Here is a 16,928-nt window from a genome sequence, read left to right as displayed (position 1 = left end):
TCCATGTTGGCTGACATACCGCGTTCGCGAGCAGGCTCGCTCCCACAAGGGATCTGAGTCGCCCTTTCGAATAACAAGAATTCCGGGAGCCCGCCATGTCGGTCGATCCGCAACAACTGCTGCGCGAGCTGTTTGCCACAGCCATCGACGCGGCGCATCCGAACCAAGTCCTCGAAGCCCATCTGCCTGCCGATCGCAGCGGTCGAGTCATCGTCATCGGCGCCGGCAAAGCCGCTGCCGCCATGGCGCAAGTGGTCGAGCGTTGCTGGGAGGGTGAAGTCACCGGCCTGGTGGTGACCCGCTACGGTCACGGCGCTCCGTGCGAAAAAATCGAAGTGGTCGAAGCCGCGCACCCGGTGCCGGACGCCGCCGGGCTGGCCGTGGCCAAACGCGTACTCGAACTGGTCAGCAACCTCAGCGAAGACGATCGCGTGATCTTTCTGCTCTCCGGTGGTGGTTCTGCCCTGCTCGCCCTGCCGGCCGAAGGCATCACCCTTGCTGACAAACAAGCGATCAACAAAGCCTTGCTGAAATCCGGCGCGACTATCGGCGAGATGAACTGCGTGCGCAAGCACCTCTCGGCGATCAAGGGCGGCCGCCTCGGCAAGGCCTGCTGGCCGGCGACGGTTTACACCTATGCGATTTCCGACGTACCGGGCGACCTCGCCACCGTCATCGCCTCCGGCCCGACCGTGGCCGACCCGAGCACTTCGGCCGAGGCGCTGGCGATCATCAAGCGCTACGGCATCGACATCCCCGCCTCCGTGCGCACGTGGCTGCAGAGTCCGGAATCGGAAACCGTCAAACCCGGCGACCCGTCCCTGGTACGCAGCCATTTCCAATTGATCGCCCGGCCGCAGCAATCATTGGATGCGGCGGCGGTGAAATGCCGGCAGGCCGGTTTCAGCACCTTGATTCTCGGCGACCTCGAAGGCGAATCCCGTGAAGTGGCGAAAGTCCACGCCGGCATCGCCCGGCAGATCATCCACCACGGCCAGCCACTGGCGGCGCCGTGCGTGATCCTCTCCGGCGGCGAAACCACGGTCACCGTGCGCGGCAATGGCCGCGGCGGCCGTAACGCCGAATTCCTCCTCAGCCTGACCGACAGCCTCAAGGGCCAGCCCGGCGTCTACGCGCTGGCCGGCGACACCGATGGCATCGACGGTTCGGAAGACAACGCCGGCGCGATCATGACCCCGGACAGCTACGCCCGCGCCGCCGCCCTCGGTCTGAGCGCCAGCGACGAGCTGGATAACAACAACGGCTACGGCTACTTCCAGGCGCTCGATGCGCTGATCGTCACCGAGCCGACCCGCACCAACGTCAACGACTTCCGCGCCATTCTGATCCTTGAGAACTGCAAATCATGACGCCTGATAAAAAGGTCAAAATCCTCGCCACCCTCGGCCCTGCGGTCGATGGCATTGACGATATTCGCGAGCTGGTCGAGGCCGGGGTCAACATCTTCCGCCTGAACTTCAGTCACGGCGATCATGCCGACCACGCCAAACGCTATCAGTGGATCCGTGAAGTCGAGCGCCAGCTCAACTACCCGCTGGGCATTCTGATGGATCTGCAGGGGCCGAAACTGCGCGTCGGCAAGTTCGCCGACGGCAAGGTGCAGTTGCATCGCGGTCAGGCGTTCCGTCTCGATCTCGATGCGACACCGGGCGATGAACGCCGGGTCAACCTGCCGCATCCAGAGATCATTGCTGCGCTGGAAGCCGGCATGGACCTGCTGCTCGACGACGGCAAACTGCGCCTGCGCGTGGTCACCAAGTACGCCGATGCAATCGACACCACCGTGCTCAATGGCGGTGAGCTGTCTGACCGCAAAGGCGTGAACGTGCCGCAAGCGGTGCTCGACTTGAGCCCGCTGACCGCCAAGGATCGCCGCGACCTGAGCTTCGGTCTGGAGCTGGGCGTGGACTGGGTTGCGCTGTCGTTCGTGCAGCGTCCGCAAGACATCGTCGAAGCGCGCGCATTGATCGGCGACAAGGCGTTTCTCATGGCAAAAATCGAGAAGCCTTCGGCGGTCGAGCAATTGCATGAAATCGCTGAGCTGAGCGACGCGATCATGGTCGCGCGCGGAGACCTTGGCGTGGAAGTGCCAGCGGAAAGCGTGCCGCAGATTCAGAAAAACATCATCACCACCTGCCGCGCACTGGGTAAACCAGTGGTGGTGGCGACGCAGATGCTCGAGTCGATGCGCTTCTCCCCTGCCCCAACGCGTGCCGAGGTGACTGACGTCGCCAACGCCGTGGCCGAAGGCGCCGATGCGGTGATGCTCTCGGCGGAAACTGCCTCCGGCGAATACCCGCTGGAAGCCGTGCAGATGATGAGCAAGATCATCCGCCAGGTGGAAAACGGCCCGGATTATCAGACCCAGCTCGACGTCAGCCGACCGAAAGCCGAGGCGACTGTTTCCGATGCGATCAGCTGCGCGATCCGCCGTATCAGCAACGTGCTGCCGGTGGCGGTGCTGGTCAATTACAGCGAGTCGGGCGCCTCGACGCTGCGTGCATCGCGGGAGAGGCCGAAAGCACCGATCCTCAATCTGACGCCCAACCTGCAAACCGCGCGGCGCTTGAGCGTGGCCTGGGGCATTCATTCGGTGGTCAACGATCGCCTGCGTCAGGTCGACGAAGTCTGCTCGACCGCGCTGGAGATTGCTCAGGCGCAAGGCATGGCCGAGCGTGGCGACACATTGCTGATCACCGCCGGTGTGCCGTTCGGCCAGCCGGGCTCGACCAATTCGCTGCGCATCGAGACGTTGATTTAGCGCTTGTACCGGCCTCTTCGCGAGCAGGCTCGCTCCCACATTGGTTCTGTGTCGATCACAGAACCGAGACTGGACGCAGATCCATGTGGGAGCGAGCCTGCTCGCGAAGCAGGCGCCTCGGTTTTCCCTGACTTTCAGAACTGCCATGCCTGCCAATCACTTCAACACCCACTGCCCCGACTGGGCCGAGGCTTTGCTCAACGGTTTCAGTCAGATTTTCTTCCAGCGCCATCCGCTGTGCGGCCTGCTGTGTCTGTTGGCAATTCTGCTGACGGCGCCGGTGCTCTTTGCCGGGGCGTTGCTCGGTGGCGTCGCCGGTCTGCTCACCGCGCAGCGGCGCAACTACGCCAAGCCTGATCGCCAGGCCGGGCTGTTCAGCTACAACGGCGTATTGCTCGGTCTGCTGTTGAGCCTGTATTTCCCCTGGTCGCCGCTGCTGCCGCCGCTGATTCTCGCGGCCGGTGGCTTGAGCGCGATGCTCACTCAGCAATGGCTCAAACATGTGTATCGCAGCCGTTCCATACCGGCGTACACCTCGCCGTTCGTGGCGATAGGTTGGTTGCTGCTGGTGTTCGCCGAACCGTCCGCGCCGGCGGCGTCGATCGATCTGAACACGGCGAATGTGCTGGCCGCTGAACTGCGCGGCTTTGGCCAGGTGATGTTCCTCGACCATCCGTTGGCCGGGGCGTTGATCGCCAGCGGTTTGCTGCTCGCCGATCGCCGCGCTTTCTGCTGGGCGCTGTTGGCGTCGGCGATCGGCCTCGGCTCCAGTCTGCTGCACCACGAGACATCCGCCGCGCTGCTCGGCCTCGGTGGCTACAACGCCCTGCTCGCCGCCCTCGCCTTCAGCGCCCAACGGCAAGATCCGTGGCTGCCACTGCTCGGGATTGTCCTGGCGCTGTTGGTGACGCCGCTGTTTGCTGCTGCGGGACTGGCGACGCTGACCGCGCCGTTCATCCTCGCCTGCTGGCTGATTCGCGCCGGCATCCAGATGCTGGGCAAAGCTTCGCTCGCGCATGAGTCTTGCGCTCACGAGGACAATCACCCTAGGCTGCGCTGATCTTCGATTCAGGCGTTATCCATGGACAGCAGCAACAATTGGCGCGAACGGCTCTACGTCATGATTTTCCAGAGCGACACCCCGGCCGGGCGTCGCTTCGACGGCATCCTGCTGTTGATCATCCTCGCCAGTCTGGTGATCGTGATGCTCGACAGTATCGACAGCATTCACCGCAATTACGCCGACGTACTGGCCTATATAGAGTGGGGCTTCACGGCGATCTTCCTCGGTGAGTACATCCTGCGGCTGTACTGCTCGCCCAAGCCGCTGCGCTATGCCTTCAGCTTTTACGGGCTGGTGGATCTGCTGGCGATCGTCCCGGGCATCCTCGCGCTGTATTACAGCGATGCGCAGTACCTGCTGATTATCCGGATTATCCGGATGCTGCGGATTTTCCGCGTGCTCAAGCTCAGCCCGTACCTCAAGCAAGCCAACTATCTGATGTCGGCGCTGCGCGGCAGCAAGCAGAAAATCGTCGTGTTTCTGGTCAGCGTGTGCACGCTGGTGACAGTGTTCGGCACGCTGATGTACGTGATCGAAGGCCCGGAGCATGGCTTCACCAGCATTCCCAAGGGCATCTATTGGGCGATCGTGACCTTGACCACTGTGGGTTTCGGCGACATCGTGCCGAAGACGCCGCTGGGCCAGGTGATTTCCTCGCTGGTGATGATCACCGGTTATTCGATCATCGCTGTGCCCACGGGGATTTTCACCGCTGAGCTGGCCAATGCCATGCGCGGCGAGCAGCTGCAACATGACTGTCCGGGGTGTCAGAAAAAGACCCACGAGCAGAGCGCGGCGTTCTGTTCGCGATGCGGCAGCCAGCTGTTCAAGAAAGTGGAATAAGCACAGAGCTTTTTAATCTTTAAGCGCCTATGCGTGGCCCGTTATAGTCGCTGGCAATTGAACATCACCCCCTTGTAGGAGCTGCCGAAGGCTGCGATCTTTTTGACTTTGTTTTCAAGATCAAAAGATCGCAGCCTTCGGCAGCTCCTACATCGATAACCAATAAGGAATGCGCAGTGAAAAAACTCTTTGGCGCCTCACTTCTCGCCGCCGGCCTGACCTTGGCCAACATCGCCCAGGCAGCACCGACGCTGCTTAACGTTTCCTACGACGTGATGCGCGATTTCTACAAGGACTACAACACTGCGTTCCAGAAACACTGGCAAGCCGAGCACAAGGAAAACATCACCGTACAGATGTCCTTCGGCGGCTCGAGCAAGCAGGCACGCTCGGTGATCGATGGCCTGCCGGCTGATGTCATCACCATGAACATGGCCACCGACATCAATGCCCTCGCCGACAACGGCAAACTGGTCCCGGACAATTGGGTCACGCGCCTGCCGAACAACAGCGCGCCGTTCACATCAGCCACGGTGTTCATCGTTCGCAAGGGCAACCCGAAAGCGTTGAAAGACTGGCCGGACCTGCTCAAGGATGGCGTGCAAGTGATCGTGCCCAACCCGAAAACCTCGGGTAATGGCCGTTACACCTACCTGTCGGCCTGGGGTTATGTGCTGAAGAATGGCGGTGACGAGAACAAGGCCAAGGACTTCGTCGGCAAACTGTTCAAGCAGGCGCCAGTGCTGGATACCGGTGGCCGCGCCGCTACCACCACGTTCATGACCAACCAGATCGGCGACGTGCTGGTGACCTTCGAAAACGAAGCGGAAATGATCGCCCGCGAATTCGGTCGCGATCAGTTCGAAGTGATCTACCCAAGCGTCTCCGCCGAAGCCGAGCCGCCGGTTTCCGTGGTCGACAAAGTGGTCGACAAGAAAGGCTCGCGCGCTGCGGCGGATGAATATCTGAAGTACCTGTGGTCGCCGGAAGGTCAGGAAATCGCTGCAGCCAACTACCTGCGCCCACGTGACCCGGCGGTGCTGGCGAAGTACACCGACCGTTTCCCGAAAGTCGATTTCCTTTCGGTGGAGAAGACTTTTGGTGACTGGCGCACGGTGCAGAAGACTCACTTCAATGATGGTGGGGTGTTTGATCAGATTTATAGCGGGCAGTAAGGCTTGATCTGAAAAATCAAAAGGCGACCCACCAAGGTCGCCTTTTTGTTGAGCCAGAAGCCCCTCACCCCAGCCCTCTCCCAGAGGGAGAGGGGGCCGACCGAGCCGTCTCGCGTCAAACATCGACCTGAAGGACCGAGTCGATTATGGTTTGGAACGATCATGGATTCACTGTCGCACCTTCAGGTCGGCGCATATCCCAAGCATCCCCCAATCAGTTCCCTCTCGCTCCGGGAGAGGGCTAGGGTGAGGGGCTTTTGTTGAATGAACAAACACATCCAGCCTTCCCCCGTAACCATCCAGAAGTCATTACACAACGTAATAACAGTTATCATCCGAAAACGTCTTCTGCCCGTCCACGTTGTCCATTAGCCTCTCCGCTTTCCTGTGCCCGACCCGAGATCCCCTATGACCACCACTCCTCACGCAATGACCCGAGGCATGGTCCTGCTGTTCGCGTTCTGCTGCGGCGCCATCGTTGCCAACATCTACTACGCACAGCCGATCATCGGCCTGATCGCGCCGGACATCGGCCTCTCCGACACCATGGCCAGTTTCATCGTCTCCCTGACCCAGATCGGTTACGCGCTGGGCCTGTTCTTTCTGGTGCCGCTGGGCGATCTGCTGGAAAACCGGCGGCTGATGATCATCACCACGCTGGTGGCGATCGCCAGTCTGCTGGGCGCGGCGTTTACCGAGCAGCCCAACGTGTTCCTGCTGATCTCGCTGCTGGTCGGTTTCAGCTCGGTGTCGGTGCAGATCCTGATTCCGCTGGCCGCGCATCTGGCGCCGGAAGAATCCCGTGGCCGCGTGGTCGGCGGCATCATGGGCGGTCTGCTGCTGGGTATCCTGCTGGCGCGACCGGTGTCGAGCGTGGTCGCCGACCACCTCGGCTGGCGTGCCATGTTCATGATCGCCGCAGCGTTGATGGCGGCAATCAGCGTGGTACTGGCACTGACCGTACCCAAGCGCCAGCCCGATCACAGCGCCACCTATGGCCAATTGATCGGCTCGCTGTGGACACTGCTGCGCCAACAACCCGTGCTGCGTCAGCGGGCGTTTTATCAGGGTTGCATGTTTGCCACGTTCAGCCTGTTCTGGACCGCCGTGCCGCTGGAACTGGCGCGCAACCATGGCCTGTCGCAAAGCGAAATCGCTATATTCGCCTTGGTCGGCGCCATCGGTGCCATTGCCGCACCGATCAGCGGCCGCCTCGCCGATGCCGGGCACACACGCATCGCCTCGCTGCTGGCCATGCTCTTCGCCAGCCTGAGCTTCCTGCCCGCCTTCATCCACCCGGTCTACAGCGTCATCGGCCTGGCCGTGACCGGCGTGGTCCTCGACTTCTGCGTGCAGATGAACATGGTCCTCGGCCAACGCGCGGTGTACTCGCTGGACGCGAAAAGTCGCGGCCGCTTGAACGCGCTGTACATGACCAGCATCTTCATCGGCGGCGCCTTCGGCTCGTCGGTAGCCAGCGCGGTGTACGAGCATGGCGGCTGGCTGTGGATCGTGATCGTCGGCAGCGTGTTTCCGTTGCTGGCGTTGTTGCGGTTTTTGAGTGCATCGCAAAACACCTCTCTGGCGCAACGAAAAGCCGCGTCCTGAAACGTTGTTACAGTGGGAGCGAGCCTGCTCGCGAAGGCGGTGTGTCTGCCGCAAATCAGTGCCTGACCTGACGCCTTCGCGAGCAGGCTCGCTCCCACAATCGCGTAGACCCTCAATACCGAACCAGTTTCTCCATCGCCGCATCCGCCAGAAACGAGGAGCGGCTTTTGACGTTGTGCTCGCGTACATAGCGGTCGATGCGCTGAATCACATAGCCGGGCAGCGTAACGTTGACCTTCTCGGTCTTGCCCAGATACGGCGAGATATCCAGCTCCAGCATGCCCCAGCCCATCCCGGCAAAATCCGGATGGCTGCGATGCTCCGCTGCCGAAGTCGGCATCGGAATCGCCTGCCCGGCCGCCGCGATTTCTTGCAGCATCAGGTGCGCGACTTCCACGGCCGCGTTATAAGCCTCCTCAAAGCTGTCCCCGGCCGTGACTGCGCCGGGAATATCGGGGATCTGAATACCGATGGCAGTGTTCTCGTCACCCCACTCGATGCAGATGGGATATTGCATTACGGATCTCCTTCATGACGGGTTGGCGGGCTGAACAACCCCGCGCGCCGCCTGATGCTTGTGACTGTCCCCAGTGGTAAATCCTTTTTCGGATGCGGGACGGCAATCGTGTTCGGGTTGTAACGATGAGTGAAAATGTGATGACTGCCGGCAACCCGATCCAACGTCCAGCCCGCCTCCTCCAGCTCCTTCATCAATAGCCTGCTCTGCACCAACCGCCTCCTTGGCCTGGCCCATTAAAAGTAACTCTAGAGTTATCTTTACTCAAGCACAGAATGGGACGGGGTGATGGTGGGTAGTTTTGCAAAGTATTCCTGGCGCCAGTTTCGTTTATTGCGATTTGCGTTTAATTCGAATAGCTTTCGCGCATCGTCTTTAGAATGTTGGAACAGTCTTATGCCCACTCCAATTCCTTCCACTATAAATTTGCCAGTTGAACGCGAAGTCAAAGCCGCGATTGAAGGCCAGCGCACCCTCACCGCTTTCCTCGCCACAGGTTTCGATACCCAGCGAATCCAGATTTTTGATGAGCAGAATGAAGCCCACAGCGTCGAGCTGCCAACGTCGGCATTGCGCTTGCTGAGCGATATCCTCGCAGCGCTGGCGGAGGGCAACGCTGTGAAGGTCGTGCCGATCCATGCCGAGCTGACCACTCAAGAAGCTGCCGATCTGCTCAACGTCTCACGTCCGCACATGATCAAACTGCTGGAGAGCGGTGAGATTTCCTACCACAAAACAGGCAAGCACCGACGTGTGCGTTTTGCCGATCTGATGGAATATAAAACCCGGCGAGACACCGCCAGCGAGCAGGCAATGACGCTTCTCGCGGAGCAGGCACAGGCGCTAAGGACAGGATACGAGTGAGGCATTCCTCTTTCACTGCTGTATATGATGCATGCGTCTTATACCCGGCCCCTTTGAGAGACTTCCTTATGTGGCTCGCGTTGTCTGGGCTGTATCGAGCTCGCTGGACTCAGGAAATACACCACAATGGAAGCGTAACTTATTGAAGAACAGGTCCGACCTGACCCTCGAACAACTCGATCGCACATCGCAATTGATGGACCTGGCCATTCCAGATGCGTGTATCGATGGCTATGAAGACTTGGTGTCAGGTCTGACGCTGCCTGATGAGAACGACCGCCATGTTCTGGCGGCCGCTATCCGATGCGGTGCCGATGTAATAGTGACGTTCAACCTGAAAGATTTCCCCTCCTGTCACCTCGCGCCATATGGCATCGAAGCTCAGCACCCGGATGAGTTTGTGGAAAACCTTTTTCATCTTGATTCGGCTGCCGTCGTCGCTGCGGCTCAAAGCCAGCGACGGCAATTGAAAACGCCCACTGTGGAGGTGGACAAATATCTTGGCTTTCTCCAGCGGCAAGGCTTGGTCGAATCGGTAAAGGCGTTAGGTAACTATCGTGCGATTCTCTGAGAATCAGACGCAAAAAAACGGCGATCCCAGGATCGCCGTTTCTCTTACTGCCCGAACTGCTTGCCCAGCCCCGGCGGTACGCCGTGGATGTTGGTGTCTTCCCACGGGCCGTTGGGGCTGACCGAGCGGCTCCAGCCGTTGTTCCAGCGGTAGTAGGTGCGCTGGCGGTAGAAGGTGTTGGTCTGGTCGTCGAGGACGTAGACGCCGAGTTTCTGGTCCCAGTGGCTGTTGCCGCCCGGTGGCGGGGCGAAGCTGGCCGAAGTGCGCGGGACCGGTTTGGCCGGTTTTGCCGGGATGCTTTTGCCGGGGGTCGGCGAGGTCGACGGGGTCGGGCTCGGTTGCGACGGCGGAATCGGCGGCAGGCTGGTGGTCGGTTCCGGGCGTTGTACCGCACATGCACTCAAGCCCAGGGCCAGTGTGAGGACTGTGATGCGGGCGATGGTGTGCATGGCGGTGCTTTCCTGTTGGGTCCGGTTACTGGTCCGGGCTGTCGATGGTCAGTTTTTGTGGCGCAGTGGTGCTGCTGGCCAAGGGGCCGCTGCGACCGATCCACTCCCCGGCAGTCGGTTGACCGGCCCGTGAGATGCGCGCAACCAGTTGGACTTCAGGGAAGTTGGACAGTTTCAACTGCGGCATCATTGCATCGGCGTCGCCCAGTTCGACGGTCACTGGCAGGTCGGCGACGGTCAGGCGTTTGGCCGCCAGCGGCGCCGGTGGGCCAGAAGTGGCGCGGGCGAAGATGAACACGCTGTCGCCCGGTTGCACCTTGCCTTTGAGTTCGCTGGCCAGATCAACGCTGACTTTCAGCAATGCAGCTTTCGGCGCCGGTGCCTCGGCAACCTGACCACCGCTGGCCTTCAGGCGTTCGGCGGCACGCTCGATGCCGCCTTGCAGCGCAGCGCGCGAGTTGTCTTCCGGCGGCAGTTGCGCGAGCAGGCGATTCCAGTAGTCGATTGCTTCTTGATACCGCTCGCCTTCGAACGCGGCGATGCCAAGCAGGCCGAGGCTGGTGACTTCTTTCGGGTCGGCCTTCAACGCCTCGTCGGTCAGTGCCTGAATCTTCTCTGACCATTTCTTACCGTCGGCGAAATACTGCGCCTGCGCCCACTGGCCAAGCAGTTCCGGCTGGCGACCGGCGAGGTTGGCGGCGCGCTCGAACATCTTCGCCGCATCCGCCGGGCGGTCTTGAGCCATGTAGGTACGGCCGAGGAAATACAGACCTTCGGCGGAATCCGGTTGTGCGGCGACCGCACGCTCCAGACGCTGGGTCATCTCTTCCATCGACTGTGGTGCCTGGGCGAATTCGCGGGTCAGTTCGACTTTGTCGGCGGCGCCGAAATGCAGGTACAGACCAAGGCCCAGCACCGGCACCAACACGGCGGCCAGCAGCGGCAACGGCTTGCCAAGGCGCGAGACACGCGGTGCGGTGACGCCTTCGGTGTCGGCGAGCAATTCACGTGCAGCTTCCGCGCGGCCACTGTCCAGTTGCGCGGCATCGAGCACGCCTTCGGCCTGCTGCGCTTGCAGTTCGGCAACCCGCTCCTGATACAGCGCGACGTTCAGCGCGGTGCGATCTTCTTCACGCTGGGCGCGGCGTTCGCGCAGCACCGGGATCAGCAGAAAACTCAGGGCGACCAGAAGCAACAGCCCTGCGGCGAGCCAGAAATCAATCATTCTTGGTTTTTATCCAACAGTTGGTCGAGGCGCTGACGTTCTTCGGCAGACAGCGATGACGGGGTTTCGGCACGTTGCCCGCGACGCCTGCGCACGATCAGCACGATCACTACGAAACCGCCGAGCAGCAGCCCGGCCGGGCCGAACCACAACAGCGCGGTCTTCGCATTGAGCGCCGGTTTGTAGCGGACGAAATCACCGTAACGATCGACCATGAAGTCGATGATCTGCTGATTGTCCTTGCCCTCGCCGAGCATGCGGAAAATCTCTTTGCGCAGGTCGGCGGCGATCGGCGCGTTGGAGTCGGCGATATCCTGGTTCTGGCACTTGGGGCAGCGCAGTTCCTTGGTCAGCTCGCGGAAACGCTCGCGGTCGCCCTCGTTGGCGAACTCGTAGGTGTCGATGGCCGCTTGGGCGACACCGGCCAGGCTCAAGCCCAACAGCACTGCTGCGAGAAAACGCTTCATGGCGTGGCCTCATCGACCAGCGCCTGATACTTGGCCGCGAGTTTCTCGCGCCAGACCTGCTCGTCGATTACCCCGACGAACTTGTCGCGGATGACGCCCTTGGCGTCGATGAAGAAGGTTTCCGGCGCGCCGTAGACACCGAGGTTGAGGCCCAGCGAGCCTTCGTCATCACGAATATCCAGCGCGTATGGATTGTGGAACTCGGCCAGCCATTTCAAGGCATCGGCGTTGGTGTCCTTGTAGTTGATGCCGTAGATCACCACGCCGCGCTCGGCGAGTTTGTTCAGTACCGGGTGCTCGACCCGGCAGGAAATGCACCAGGTGCCCCAGACATTGACCAGCGCCGGTTTGCCGAGGATGTCGGCCTTGGTCAGCGTCTTGTCACCCTGCACACTCGGCAGGGAAAACTCCGGGAATGGCTTGTTGATCATCGCCGACGGCAACTCCGCCGGATCGAGATACAGGCCACGATAAAGAAACACCGCCACCAGCAGAAAAATCGCCAGCGGCAATAACATCAACCAACGCCTCATGCCGCCGCTCCCGTCATGCCCAGCGCTTCGCGCACTTTGCTTTTCACCTTGACCCGATAACGCCGATCCAGCGCCGCCAGCAAACCACCCAATCCGGTGAGCAAGCCGCCGAACCAGATCCAGCGCACAAACGGTTTGACGTGTACGCGCACGGCCCAGGCGCCGTTATCCAGCGGCTCGCCGAGGGCGACGTAGAGATCGCGGGTGAAACCGGCATCGATGCCAGCTTCGGTCATCACCGAATTCTGCACCGTGTACAGACGTTTTTCCGGATGCAGCACGCTGATTACCTGGCCGTCGCGAATGACGCGGATGGTGCCTTTGTCCGAGGTAAAGTTCGGCCCCTCGAAGTGTTTGGCGCCTTCGAAGACAAACTGATAGCCGGCCAGGTCCATCGCCTCGCCCGGCGCCAGTCGCAGGTCGCGCTCGGCACTGTTCTGGCTCGACAACACCACACCCAGCGCGCACACAGCGATGCCGAGGTGGGCGATCTGCATGCCCCAATAGCTGCGGGTCAGCGTCGGCAAGCCTTTGATCAGGCCTTTGTGGCGGGTCTTGTCGAGCAGATCGCGCACGCCGGCAAGCAGCACCCACGCGGCGAGCAGGAACGTCGCGATCACCGCCCAGTTGAAATCGCCATAGGCCACACCGGCCACCACGGCCAGTGCGACGCTGCCGAGCAGCACCGGGGTGAGCATGCTCGCCAGCCATTTCACCGGCGTGTCCTTCCAGCGCACGATCACACCGACCGCCATGACCAGCATCAGCAACGCCATCAACGGAATGAACAGCGCATTGAAATACGGTGGGCCGACCGACAGCTTGGCACCGCTGATGGCATCGAGAATCAGCGGATACAAGGTGCCGAGGAGGATCATCGACGCCGCGACGACCAACACCAGGTTGTTGCCCAGCAGCAAGGTTTCACGTGACCAGAGATTGAAGCCGACCTGACTTTTCACCACTGGCGCGCGCAGGGCGAAAAGGGTCAGCGAACCGCCCACCACGAACAGCAGGAAAATCAGGATGAACACGCCGCGCTCGGGGTCCGAGGCAAACGCGTGCACCGAGGTCAGTACGCCCGAGCGGACGAGGAAGGTGCCGAGCAGGCTCAACGAGAACGCGGCAATCGCCAGCAACACCGTCCAGCTCTTGAACACGCCGCGTTTTTCGGTGACCGCCAGCGAGTGGATCAACGCAGTGCCGACCAGCCATGGCATGAACGAGGCGTTTTCCACCGGGTCCCAGAACCACCAGCCGCCCCAGCCGAGTTCGTAATACGCCCACCACGAACCGAGGGTGATGCCGATGCCGAGGAACGCCCAGGCGACGATGGTCCATGGACGCGACCAACGCGCCCAAGCCGCGTCGAGACGACCGCCGAGCAGCGCGGCGATGGCGAATGCGAAGGCCACGGAGAAACCGACATAACCCATGTACAGCATCGGCGGATGCACGATCAAACCGATGTCCTGCAGCAACGGATTGAGGTCGCGGCCATCGGCGGGAATCTGCGGCAGGATCCGCGAGAACGGGTTCGAGGTAAGAATCAGGAACAGCAGGAAACCGGTGCTGATCATGCCCATCACCGCCAGCACGCGAGCGAGCATGACTTGCGGCAACTGCCGGGAGAACACCGACACGGCGAAAGTCCAGCCGCCGAGGATCAGTGCCCACAGCAGCAGCGAGCCTTCGTGGGCGCCCCACACCGCGCTGAATTTGTAGTACCACGGCAGCGCGCTGTTGGAGTTCATCGCCACATAGCCGACGGAGAAATCGTCGGTCATGAACGCGTAGGTCAGGCAGCCAAAGGCAAACAGCAGAAAGGCAAACTGACCCCACGCTGCCGGTTGCGCCAGGCTCATCCACAAACGGTCGCCGCGCCACGCGCCGAGCATCGGCACCACCGCTTGGACCAGCGCAAAACACAGGGCGAGAATCATCGCCAGATGGCCCAGCTCAGGAATAAACAGTGCGGCTGCCATCTATCAACCCTCCTTCACAGGCGTTGGCGCGGATTGACCGCTGTCCTTCAGCGCTTTGGTCACTTCCGGCGGCATGTACTTCTCATCGTGCTTGGCCAGCACTTCATCGGCAATCACCACGCCGTCGGCGTTGAGTTTGCCGAGGGCGACAATGCCCTGCCCTTCGCGGAACAGATCCGGGAGGATGCCGCGATAAGCGATGGTCACGGACTTGTTGAAATCGGTGACGACGAACTTGACGTCCAGCGAATCCTTGGATCGTTGCAGCGAACCGGCCTCGACCATGCCGCCGGCGCGGATGCGCGTGTCCTGCGGCGCTTCACCGTTGGCGATCTGCGTCGGCGTGTAAAACAGATTGATGTTTTCCTGCAGCGCGCTCAGGGCCAGGCCGACAGCGGCGCCGACCCCGACCAGGATGGCCAGAATGATGATCAGACGTTTTTTGCGCAGCGCATTCACTGGCCGTTCTCCCGGCGCAGACGACGCGCCTCTTGTTGCAGATAACGCTTGCGCGCCGCAATCGGCGCCACCACGTTGAGGGCCAGCACCGCCAGACAGATGCCGTAGGCCGACCAGACATACAGGCCATGATGGCCCATGGCGAGGAAGTCGCCGAATGAAGCAAAACTCATCGCGCCGCCTCCAAACTCTGCTGCACTTCGGTTTTCACCCAACTGGCGCGGGCTTCGCGCTTGAGCACTTCAAGGCGCATGCGCAGCAACAGCACAGCGCCGAAGAAGCAGTAGAAGCCCAGCACCGTCAGCAGCAGCGGCAGCCACATTTCCGCCGGCATCGCCGGCTTTTCGGTGAGGGTGAACGTCGCGCCCTGATGCAGGGTGTTCCACCACTCCACCGAGTATTTGATGATCGGAATGTTGATCACCCCAACGATCGCCAGCACCGCGCAGGCCTTGGCGGCGCTGTCGCGGTTGCTGATGGCATTGCCCAGCGCGATCACGCCGAAATACAGGAACAGCAGAATCAGCATCGAAGTCAGGCGTGCATCCCAGACCCACCACGAGCCCCACGTCGGCTTGCCCCAGATCGCCCCGGTAACCAACGCCACCGCAGTCATCCACGCACCGATCGGCGCAGCACATTGCAGAGCGACGTCGGCCAGTTTCATCTTCCACACCAGCCCGACCACGCCGCACACCGCGAGCATCACGTAGATCGACTGGGCGAGCATCGCGGCAGGCACGTGAATGTAGATGATGCGGAAGCTGTTGCCTTGCTGATAATCCGGCGGCGCGAACGCCAGCCCCCAGACCACACCAACGCCAATCAGCAGCAACGCTGCGATGCTCAACCACGGCAGGAACTTGCCGCTGATGCCGTAGAACCACTTGGGCGAGCCGAGCTTGTGAAACCAGGTCCAGTTCATACTGTTTCCATCACGGTTGCCGCTCATCATCGCGAGCTGGCAGAGGGTCATGCCTTTCTTCTGGAAGAAGTGGTCAATTTTTGACCAGGCCTCATTATTATTCGCCGACGCTGATCTTCAGGCCAGCGGCTATTGCAAAGGGTGTCAGGGTGATCGCCAGCGCTGTGAGGCTGGCCATCCATAACAGGTATCCGGTCGCCGGCATGCCTTGCAGCGCGGCCTGCAACGCGCCGCTGCCAAGGATCAACACCGGGATGTACAACGGCAGAATCAGCAGCGCCAGCAACAGACCGCCGCGCTTGAGGCCGACCGTCAGCGCCGCGCCAACTGCGCCGAGCAGGCTCAGCACCGGCGTGCCCAGCAGCAACGACAGCAGCAGGACCGGCAGACAGGCGGCCGGCAAACCGAGCATCAACGCCAGCAATGGCGACAGCAGGACCAGTGCCAGACCGGAGAACAGCCAGTGTGCCAGCACCTTGGCCAGGACCAATAGCGGCAGCGGGTGCGACGAAAGGACCCACTGCTCCAGCGAGCCATCTTCGAAATCACTGCGAAACAATCCGTCCAGCGACAGCAGGACCGACAACAACGCCGCCACCCAGACTAACCCCGGGGACAGGTTTTGCAAGACTTGAGTTTCCGGGCCGACGGCCAGCGGGAACAGTGCAATGACGATGGCGAAGAAAATCAGCGGGTTGGCCAGCTCCGCCGGGCGGCGGAACAGCAGGCGCGATTCGCGGGCAAGCAGCAGGCCGAAGACACTCATACCGCCCATTTCCCCAGATCGATGTCGCGATAACCGGCCGGCATGCGGCTCAGCGTATGGTGCGTGGTCAGGACCACGAGACCGCCGCGCTCGCAATGCCCGGCCAGATGTTCTTCCAGTTGCGCGACGCCCTGCTTGTCCAGCGCCGTGAAAGGTTCGTCGAGAATCCACAACGGCGGGCTGTCCAGATACAACCGCGCCAGCGCTACGCGGCGCTGTTGACCGGCGGAAAGACTGTGGCAGGGAACATCTTCGAAACCGCGCAATCCTACCGCTGCCAGTGCCTGCCAGATCGCCTCGCGCTCGGCGGGATGATGCAGGGCGCAGAGCCACGACAGGTTTTCTTCGGGAGTGAGCAGATCCTTGATTCCGGCGGCGTGGCCGATCCACAACAGATTGCGCGCCAGCTCACTGCGCTGCTCGGCCAGCGGTTGCCCGTTGAGCAGCACCTGGCCATCGGTGGGTTGCATCAAACCGGCGAGCAGACGTAAAAGACTGGTCTTGCCGCTGCCGTTGGGACCGCTGATCTGCACCATGTCACCGCTGACCAGGCGCAATTCGAGGTGTTCGAACAGCAGCCGCAGATCGCGTTCACACGCCAGGGCAACGGTTTGCAGGACAGGACTGGTCAAGGGATCACGGGCCTTATACGGTTCAAGTCGGCTCTGGCGCGGCCGTTAAAGAGAAGCAGCATAG

The 16,928-nt window shown here is 61.3% G+C and carries 19 protein-coding genes and 1 pseudogene; 8 read left to right on the top strand and 12 right to left on the bottom strand.

The window, feature by feature from the left end; all coding sequences use genetic code 11:
- The first annotated feature begins 95 nt into the window (after positions 1 to 95).
- From LIS66_RS07740 to LIS66_RS07715, 6 genes are all read left to right on the top strand, one after another.
- Positions 96 to 1,370: a glycerate kinase type-2 family protein gene (locus LIS66_RS07740; protein WP_227973929.1), complete on the top strand. Its 1,275-nt coding sequence runs from the start codon at positions 96 to 98 to the stop codon at positions 1,368 to 1,370.
- Positions 1,367 to 2,782, top strand: a complete 1,416-nt coding sequence (gene pyk / locus LIS66_RS07735) for a pyruvate kinase (protein WP_227973928.1) — start codon at positions 1,367 to 1,369, stop codon at positions 2,780 to 2,782. The genes LIS66_RS07740 and pyk overlap by 4 nt, the downstream gene beginning before the upstream one ends.
- A gap of 145 nt (positions 2,783 to 2,927) precedes the next feature.
- The gene (locus LIS66_RS07730; protein ID WP_227973927.1) at positions 2,928 to 3,842 is read left to right on the top strand and encodes an urea transporter; all 915 of its coding nucleotides are present in this window, start codon (positions 2,928 to 2,930) and stop codon (positions 3,840 to 3,842) included.
- Positions 3,843 to 3,863: 21 nt separating this feature from the next.
- Positions 3,864 to 4,688 (top strand): ion transporter, encoded by an 825-nt coding sequence (locus LIS66_RS07725; protein WP_064365449.1) that lies wholly within the window; start codon positions 3,864 to 3,866, stop codon positions 4,686 to 4,688.
- A 176-nt stretch (positions 4,689 to 4,864) separates the two neighbouring features.
- Positions 4,865 to 5,863 carry a sulfate ABC transporter substrate-binding protein gene (locus tag LIS66_RS07720; RefSeq protein ID WP_123420176.1) on the top strand — a complete coding sequence of 333 codons (999 nt, stop codon included), beginning with the start codon at positions 4,865 to 4,867 and terminating at the stop codon, positions 5,861 to 5,863.
- 408 nt (positions 5,864 to 6,271) lie between these two features.
- The gene (locus LIS66_RS07715; protein ID WP_227973926.1) at positions 6,272 to 7,471 is read left to right on the top strand and encodes an MFS transporter; all 1,200 of its coding nucleotides are present in this window, start codon (positions 6,272 to 6,274) and stop codon (positions 7,469 to 7,471) included.
- 112 nt (positions 7,472 to 7,583) lie between these two features.
- Here the strand turns inward: LIS66_RS07715 and LIS66_RS07710 are convergent, their stop codons facing one another.
- Both LIS66_RS07710 and LIS66_RS07705 read right to left on the bottom strand, forming a co-directional pair.
- Positions 7,584 to 7,988 carry a type II toxin-antitoxin system HicB family antitoxin gene (locus LIS66_RS07710; protein ID WP_227973925.1) on the bottom strand — a complete coding sequence of 135 codons (405 nt, stop codon included), beginning with the start codon at positions 7,986 to 7,988 and terminating at the stop codon, positions 7,584 to 7,586.
- Positions 7,988 to 8,200, bottom strand: a complete 213-nt coding sequence (locus LIS66_RS07705; protein ID WP_042607563.1) for a type II toxin-antitoxin system HicA family toxin — start codon at positions 8,198 to 8,200, stop codon at positions 7,988 to 7,990. The genes LIS66_RS07710 and LIS66_RS07705 overlap by 1 nt, the downstream gene beginning before the upstream one ends.
- 184 nt (positions 8,201 to 8,384) lie before the next feature.
- Between LIS66_RS07705 and LIS66_RS07700 the strand changes: the two genes are divergently transcribed.
- Complete coding sequence (locus tag LIS66_RS07700) at positions 8,385 to 8,852, top strand: helix-turn-helix domain-containing protein (protein ID WP_227973924.1); 468 nt, start codon at positions 8,385 to 8,387, stop codon at positions 8,850 to 8,852.
- A pseudogene (locus LIS66_RS07695) lies at positions 8,849 to 9,423 on the top strand (PIN domain-containing protein). The gene LIS66_RS07700 and the pseudogene LIS66_RS07695 overlap by 4 nt, the downstream one beginning before the upstream one ends.
- A 44-nt stretch (positions 9,424 to 9,467) precedes the next feature.
- Here LIS66_RS07695 and LIS66_RS07690 read toward each other — a convergent pair.
- From LIS66_RS07690 to ccmA, 10 genes are all read right to left on the bottom strand, one after another.
- Complete coding sequence (locus LIS66_RS07690) at positions 9,468 to 9,872, bottom strand: hypothetical protein (protein ID WP_065617394.1); 405 nt, start codon at positions 9,870 to 9,872, stop codon at positions 9,468 to 9,470.
- A gap of 25 nt (positions 9,873 to 9,897) precedes the next feature.
- Entirely contained in the window at positions 9,898 to 11,097 is a 1,200-nt protein-coding gene (gene ccmI / locus LIS66_RS07685; protein WP_042607559.1) for a c-type cytochrome biogenesis protein CcmI, read from the bottom strand.
- Positions 11,094 to 11,564: a cytochrome c-type biogenesis protein gene (locus LIS66_RS07680; protein ID WP_064365456.1), complete on the bottom strand. Its 471-nt coding sequence runs from the start codon at positions 11,562 to 11,564 to the stop codon at positions 11,094 to 11,096. Before LIS66_RS07680 ends, ccmI begins: the two co-directional genes overlap by 4 nt.
- The gene (locus tag LIS66_RS07675) at positions 11,561 to 12,097 is read right to left on the bottom strand and encodes a DsbE family thiol:disulfide interchange protein (RefSeq protein ID WP_064365457.1); all 537 of its coding nucleotides are present in this window, start codon (positions 12,095 to 12,097) and stop codon (positions 11,561 to 11,563) included. The genes LIS66_RS07680 and LIS66_RS07675 overlap by 4 nt, the downstream gene beginning before the upstream one ends.
- Positions 12,094 to 14,082, bottom strand: a complete 1,989-nt coding sequence (locus LIS66_RS07670) for a heme lyase CcmF/NrfE family subunit (RefSeq protein WP_227973923.1) — start codon at positions 14,080 to 14,082, stop codon at positions 12,094 to 12,096. Before LIS66_RS07670 ends, LIS66_RS07675 begins: the two co-directional genes overlap by 4 nt.
- A 3-nt stretch (positions 14,083 to 14,085) precedes the next feature.
- Positions 14,086 to 14,541, bottom strand: a complete 456-nt coding sequence (ccmE, locus tag LIS66_RS07665) for a cytochrome c maturation protein CcmE (protein ID WP_064365459.1) — start codon at positions 14,539 to 14,541, stop codon at positions 14,086 to 14,088.
- Positions 14,538 to 14,714, bottom strand: coding sequence for a heme exporter protein CcmD (gene ccmD / locus LIS66_RS07660; RefSeq protein WP_039763617.1), 177 nt, complete (start codon positions 14,712 to 14,714; stop codon positions 14,538 to 14,540). The genes ccmE and ccmD overlap by 4 nt, the downstream gene beginning before the upstream one ends.
- Positions 14,711 to 15,466: a heme ABC transporter permease gene (locus tag LIS66_RS07655; RefSeq protein ID WP_038860475.1), complete on the bottom strand. Its 756-nt coding sequence runs from the start codon at positions 15,464 to 15,466 to the stop codon at positions 14,711 to 14,713. The genes ccmD and LIS66_RS07655 overlap by 4 nt, the downstream gene beginning before the upstream one ends.
- A gap of 97 nt (positions 15,467 to 15,563) precedes the next feature.
- The gene (gene ccmB / locus LIS66_RS07650; RefSeq protein WP_039763615.1) at positions 15,564 to 16,232 is read right to left on the bottom strand and encodes a heme exporter protein CcmB; all 669 of its coding nucleotides are present in this window, start codon (positions 16,230 to 16,232) and stop codon (positions 15,564 to 15,566) included.
- Positions 16,229 to 16,864, bottom strand: a complete 636-nt coding sequence (ccmA, locus tag LIS66_RS07645) for a cytochrome c biogenesis heme-transporting ATPase CcmA (protein WP_065617395.1) — start codon at positions 16,862 to 16,864, stop codon at positions 16,229 to 16,231. Before ccmA ends, ccmB begins: the two co-directional genes overlap by 4 nt.
- Positions 16,865 to 16,928: the final 64 nt, after the last annotated feature.

Source organism: Pseudomonas sp. HN2, assembly GCF_020736465.1.
GTDB classification, from domain to species: domain Bacteria; phylum Pseudomonadota; class Gammaproteobacteria; order Pseudomonadales; family Pseudomonadaceae; genus Aquipseudomonas; species Aquipseudomonas moraviensis_A.
Note: the sequence above shows the minus strand (reverse complement) of the source record. Positions and strands in the feature narration are given on the sequence as shown.

Excerpts from the sequence above, each read along its gene's own strand:
- LIS66_RS07740 (WP_227973929.1), top strand. The coding sequence starts at position 96 with ATGTCGGTCGATCCGCAACAACTGCTGCGCGAGCTGTTTGCCACAGCC.
- pyk (WP_227973928.1), top strand. The coding sequence starts at position 1,367 with ATGACGCCTGATAAAAAGGTCAAAATCCTCGCCACCCTCGGCCCTGCG.
- LIS66_RS07730 (WP_227973927.1), top strand. The coding sequence starts at position 2,928 with ATGCCTGCCAATCACTTCAACACCCACTGCCCCGACTGGGCCGAGGCT.
- LIS66_RS07725 (WP_064365449.1), top strand. The coding sequence starts at position 3,864 with ATGGACAGCAGCAACAATTGGCGCGAACGGCTCTACGTCATGATTTTC.
- LIS66_RS07715 (WP_227973926.1), top strand. The coding sequence starts at position 6,272 with ATGACCACCACTCCTCACGCAATGACCCGAGGCATGGTCCTGCTGTTC.
- LIS66_RS07710 (WP_227973925.1), bottom strand. The coding sequence starts at position 7,988 with ATGCAATATCCCATCTGCATCGAGTGGGGTGACGAGAACACTGCCATC.
- LIS66_RS07700 (WP_227973924.1), top strand. The coding sequence starts at position 8,385 with ATGCCCACTCCAATTCCTTCCACTATAAATTTGCCAGTTGAACGCGAA.
- LIS66_RS07690 (WP_065617394.1), bottom strand. The coding sequence starts at position 9,872 with ATGCACACCATCGCCCGCATCACAGTCCTCACACTGGCCCTGGGCTTG.
- ccmI (WP_042607559.1), bottom strand. The coding sequence starts at position 11,097 with ATGATTGATTTCTGGCTCGCCGCAGGGCTGTTGCTTCTGGTCGCCCTG.
- LIS66_RS07680 (WP_064365456.1), bottom strand. The coding sequence starts at position 11,564 with ATGAAGCGTTTTCTCGCAGCAGTGCTGTTGGGCTTGAGCCTGGCCGGT.
- LIS66_RS07675 (WP_064365457.1), bottom strand. The coding sequence starts at position 12,097 with ATGAGGCGTTGGTTGATGTTATTGCCGCTGGCGATTTTTCTGCTGGTG.
- LIS66_RS07670 (WP_227973923.1), bottom strand. The coding sequence starts at position 14,082 with ATGGCAGCCGCACTGTTTATTCCTGAGCTGGGCCATCTGGCGATGATT.
- ccmD (WP_039763617.1), bottom strand. The coding sequence starts at position 14,714 with ATGAGTTTTGCTTCATTCGGCGACTTCCTCGCCATGGGCCATCATGGC.
- LIS66_RS07655 (WP_038860475.1), bottom strand. The coding sequence starts at position 15,466 with ATGAACTGGACCTGGTTTCACAAGCTCGGCTCGCCCAAGTGGTTCTAC.
- ccmB (WP_039763615.1), bottom strand. The coding sequence starts at position 16,232 with ATGAGTGTCTTCGGCCTGCTGCTTGCCCGCGAATCGCGCCTGCTGTTC.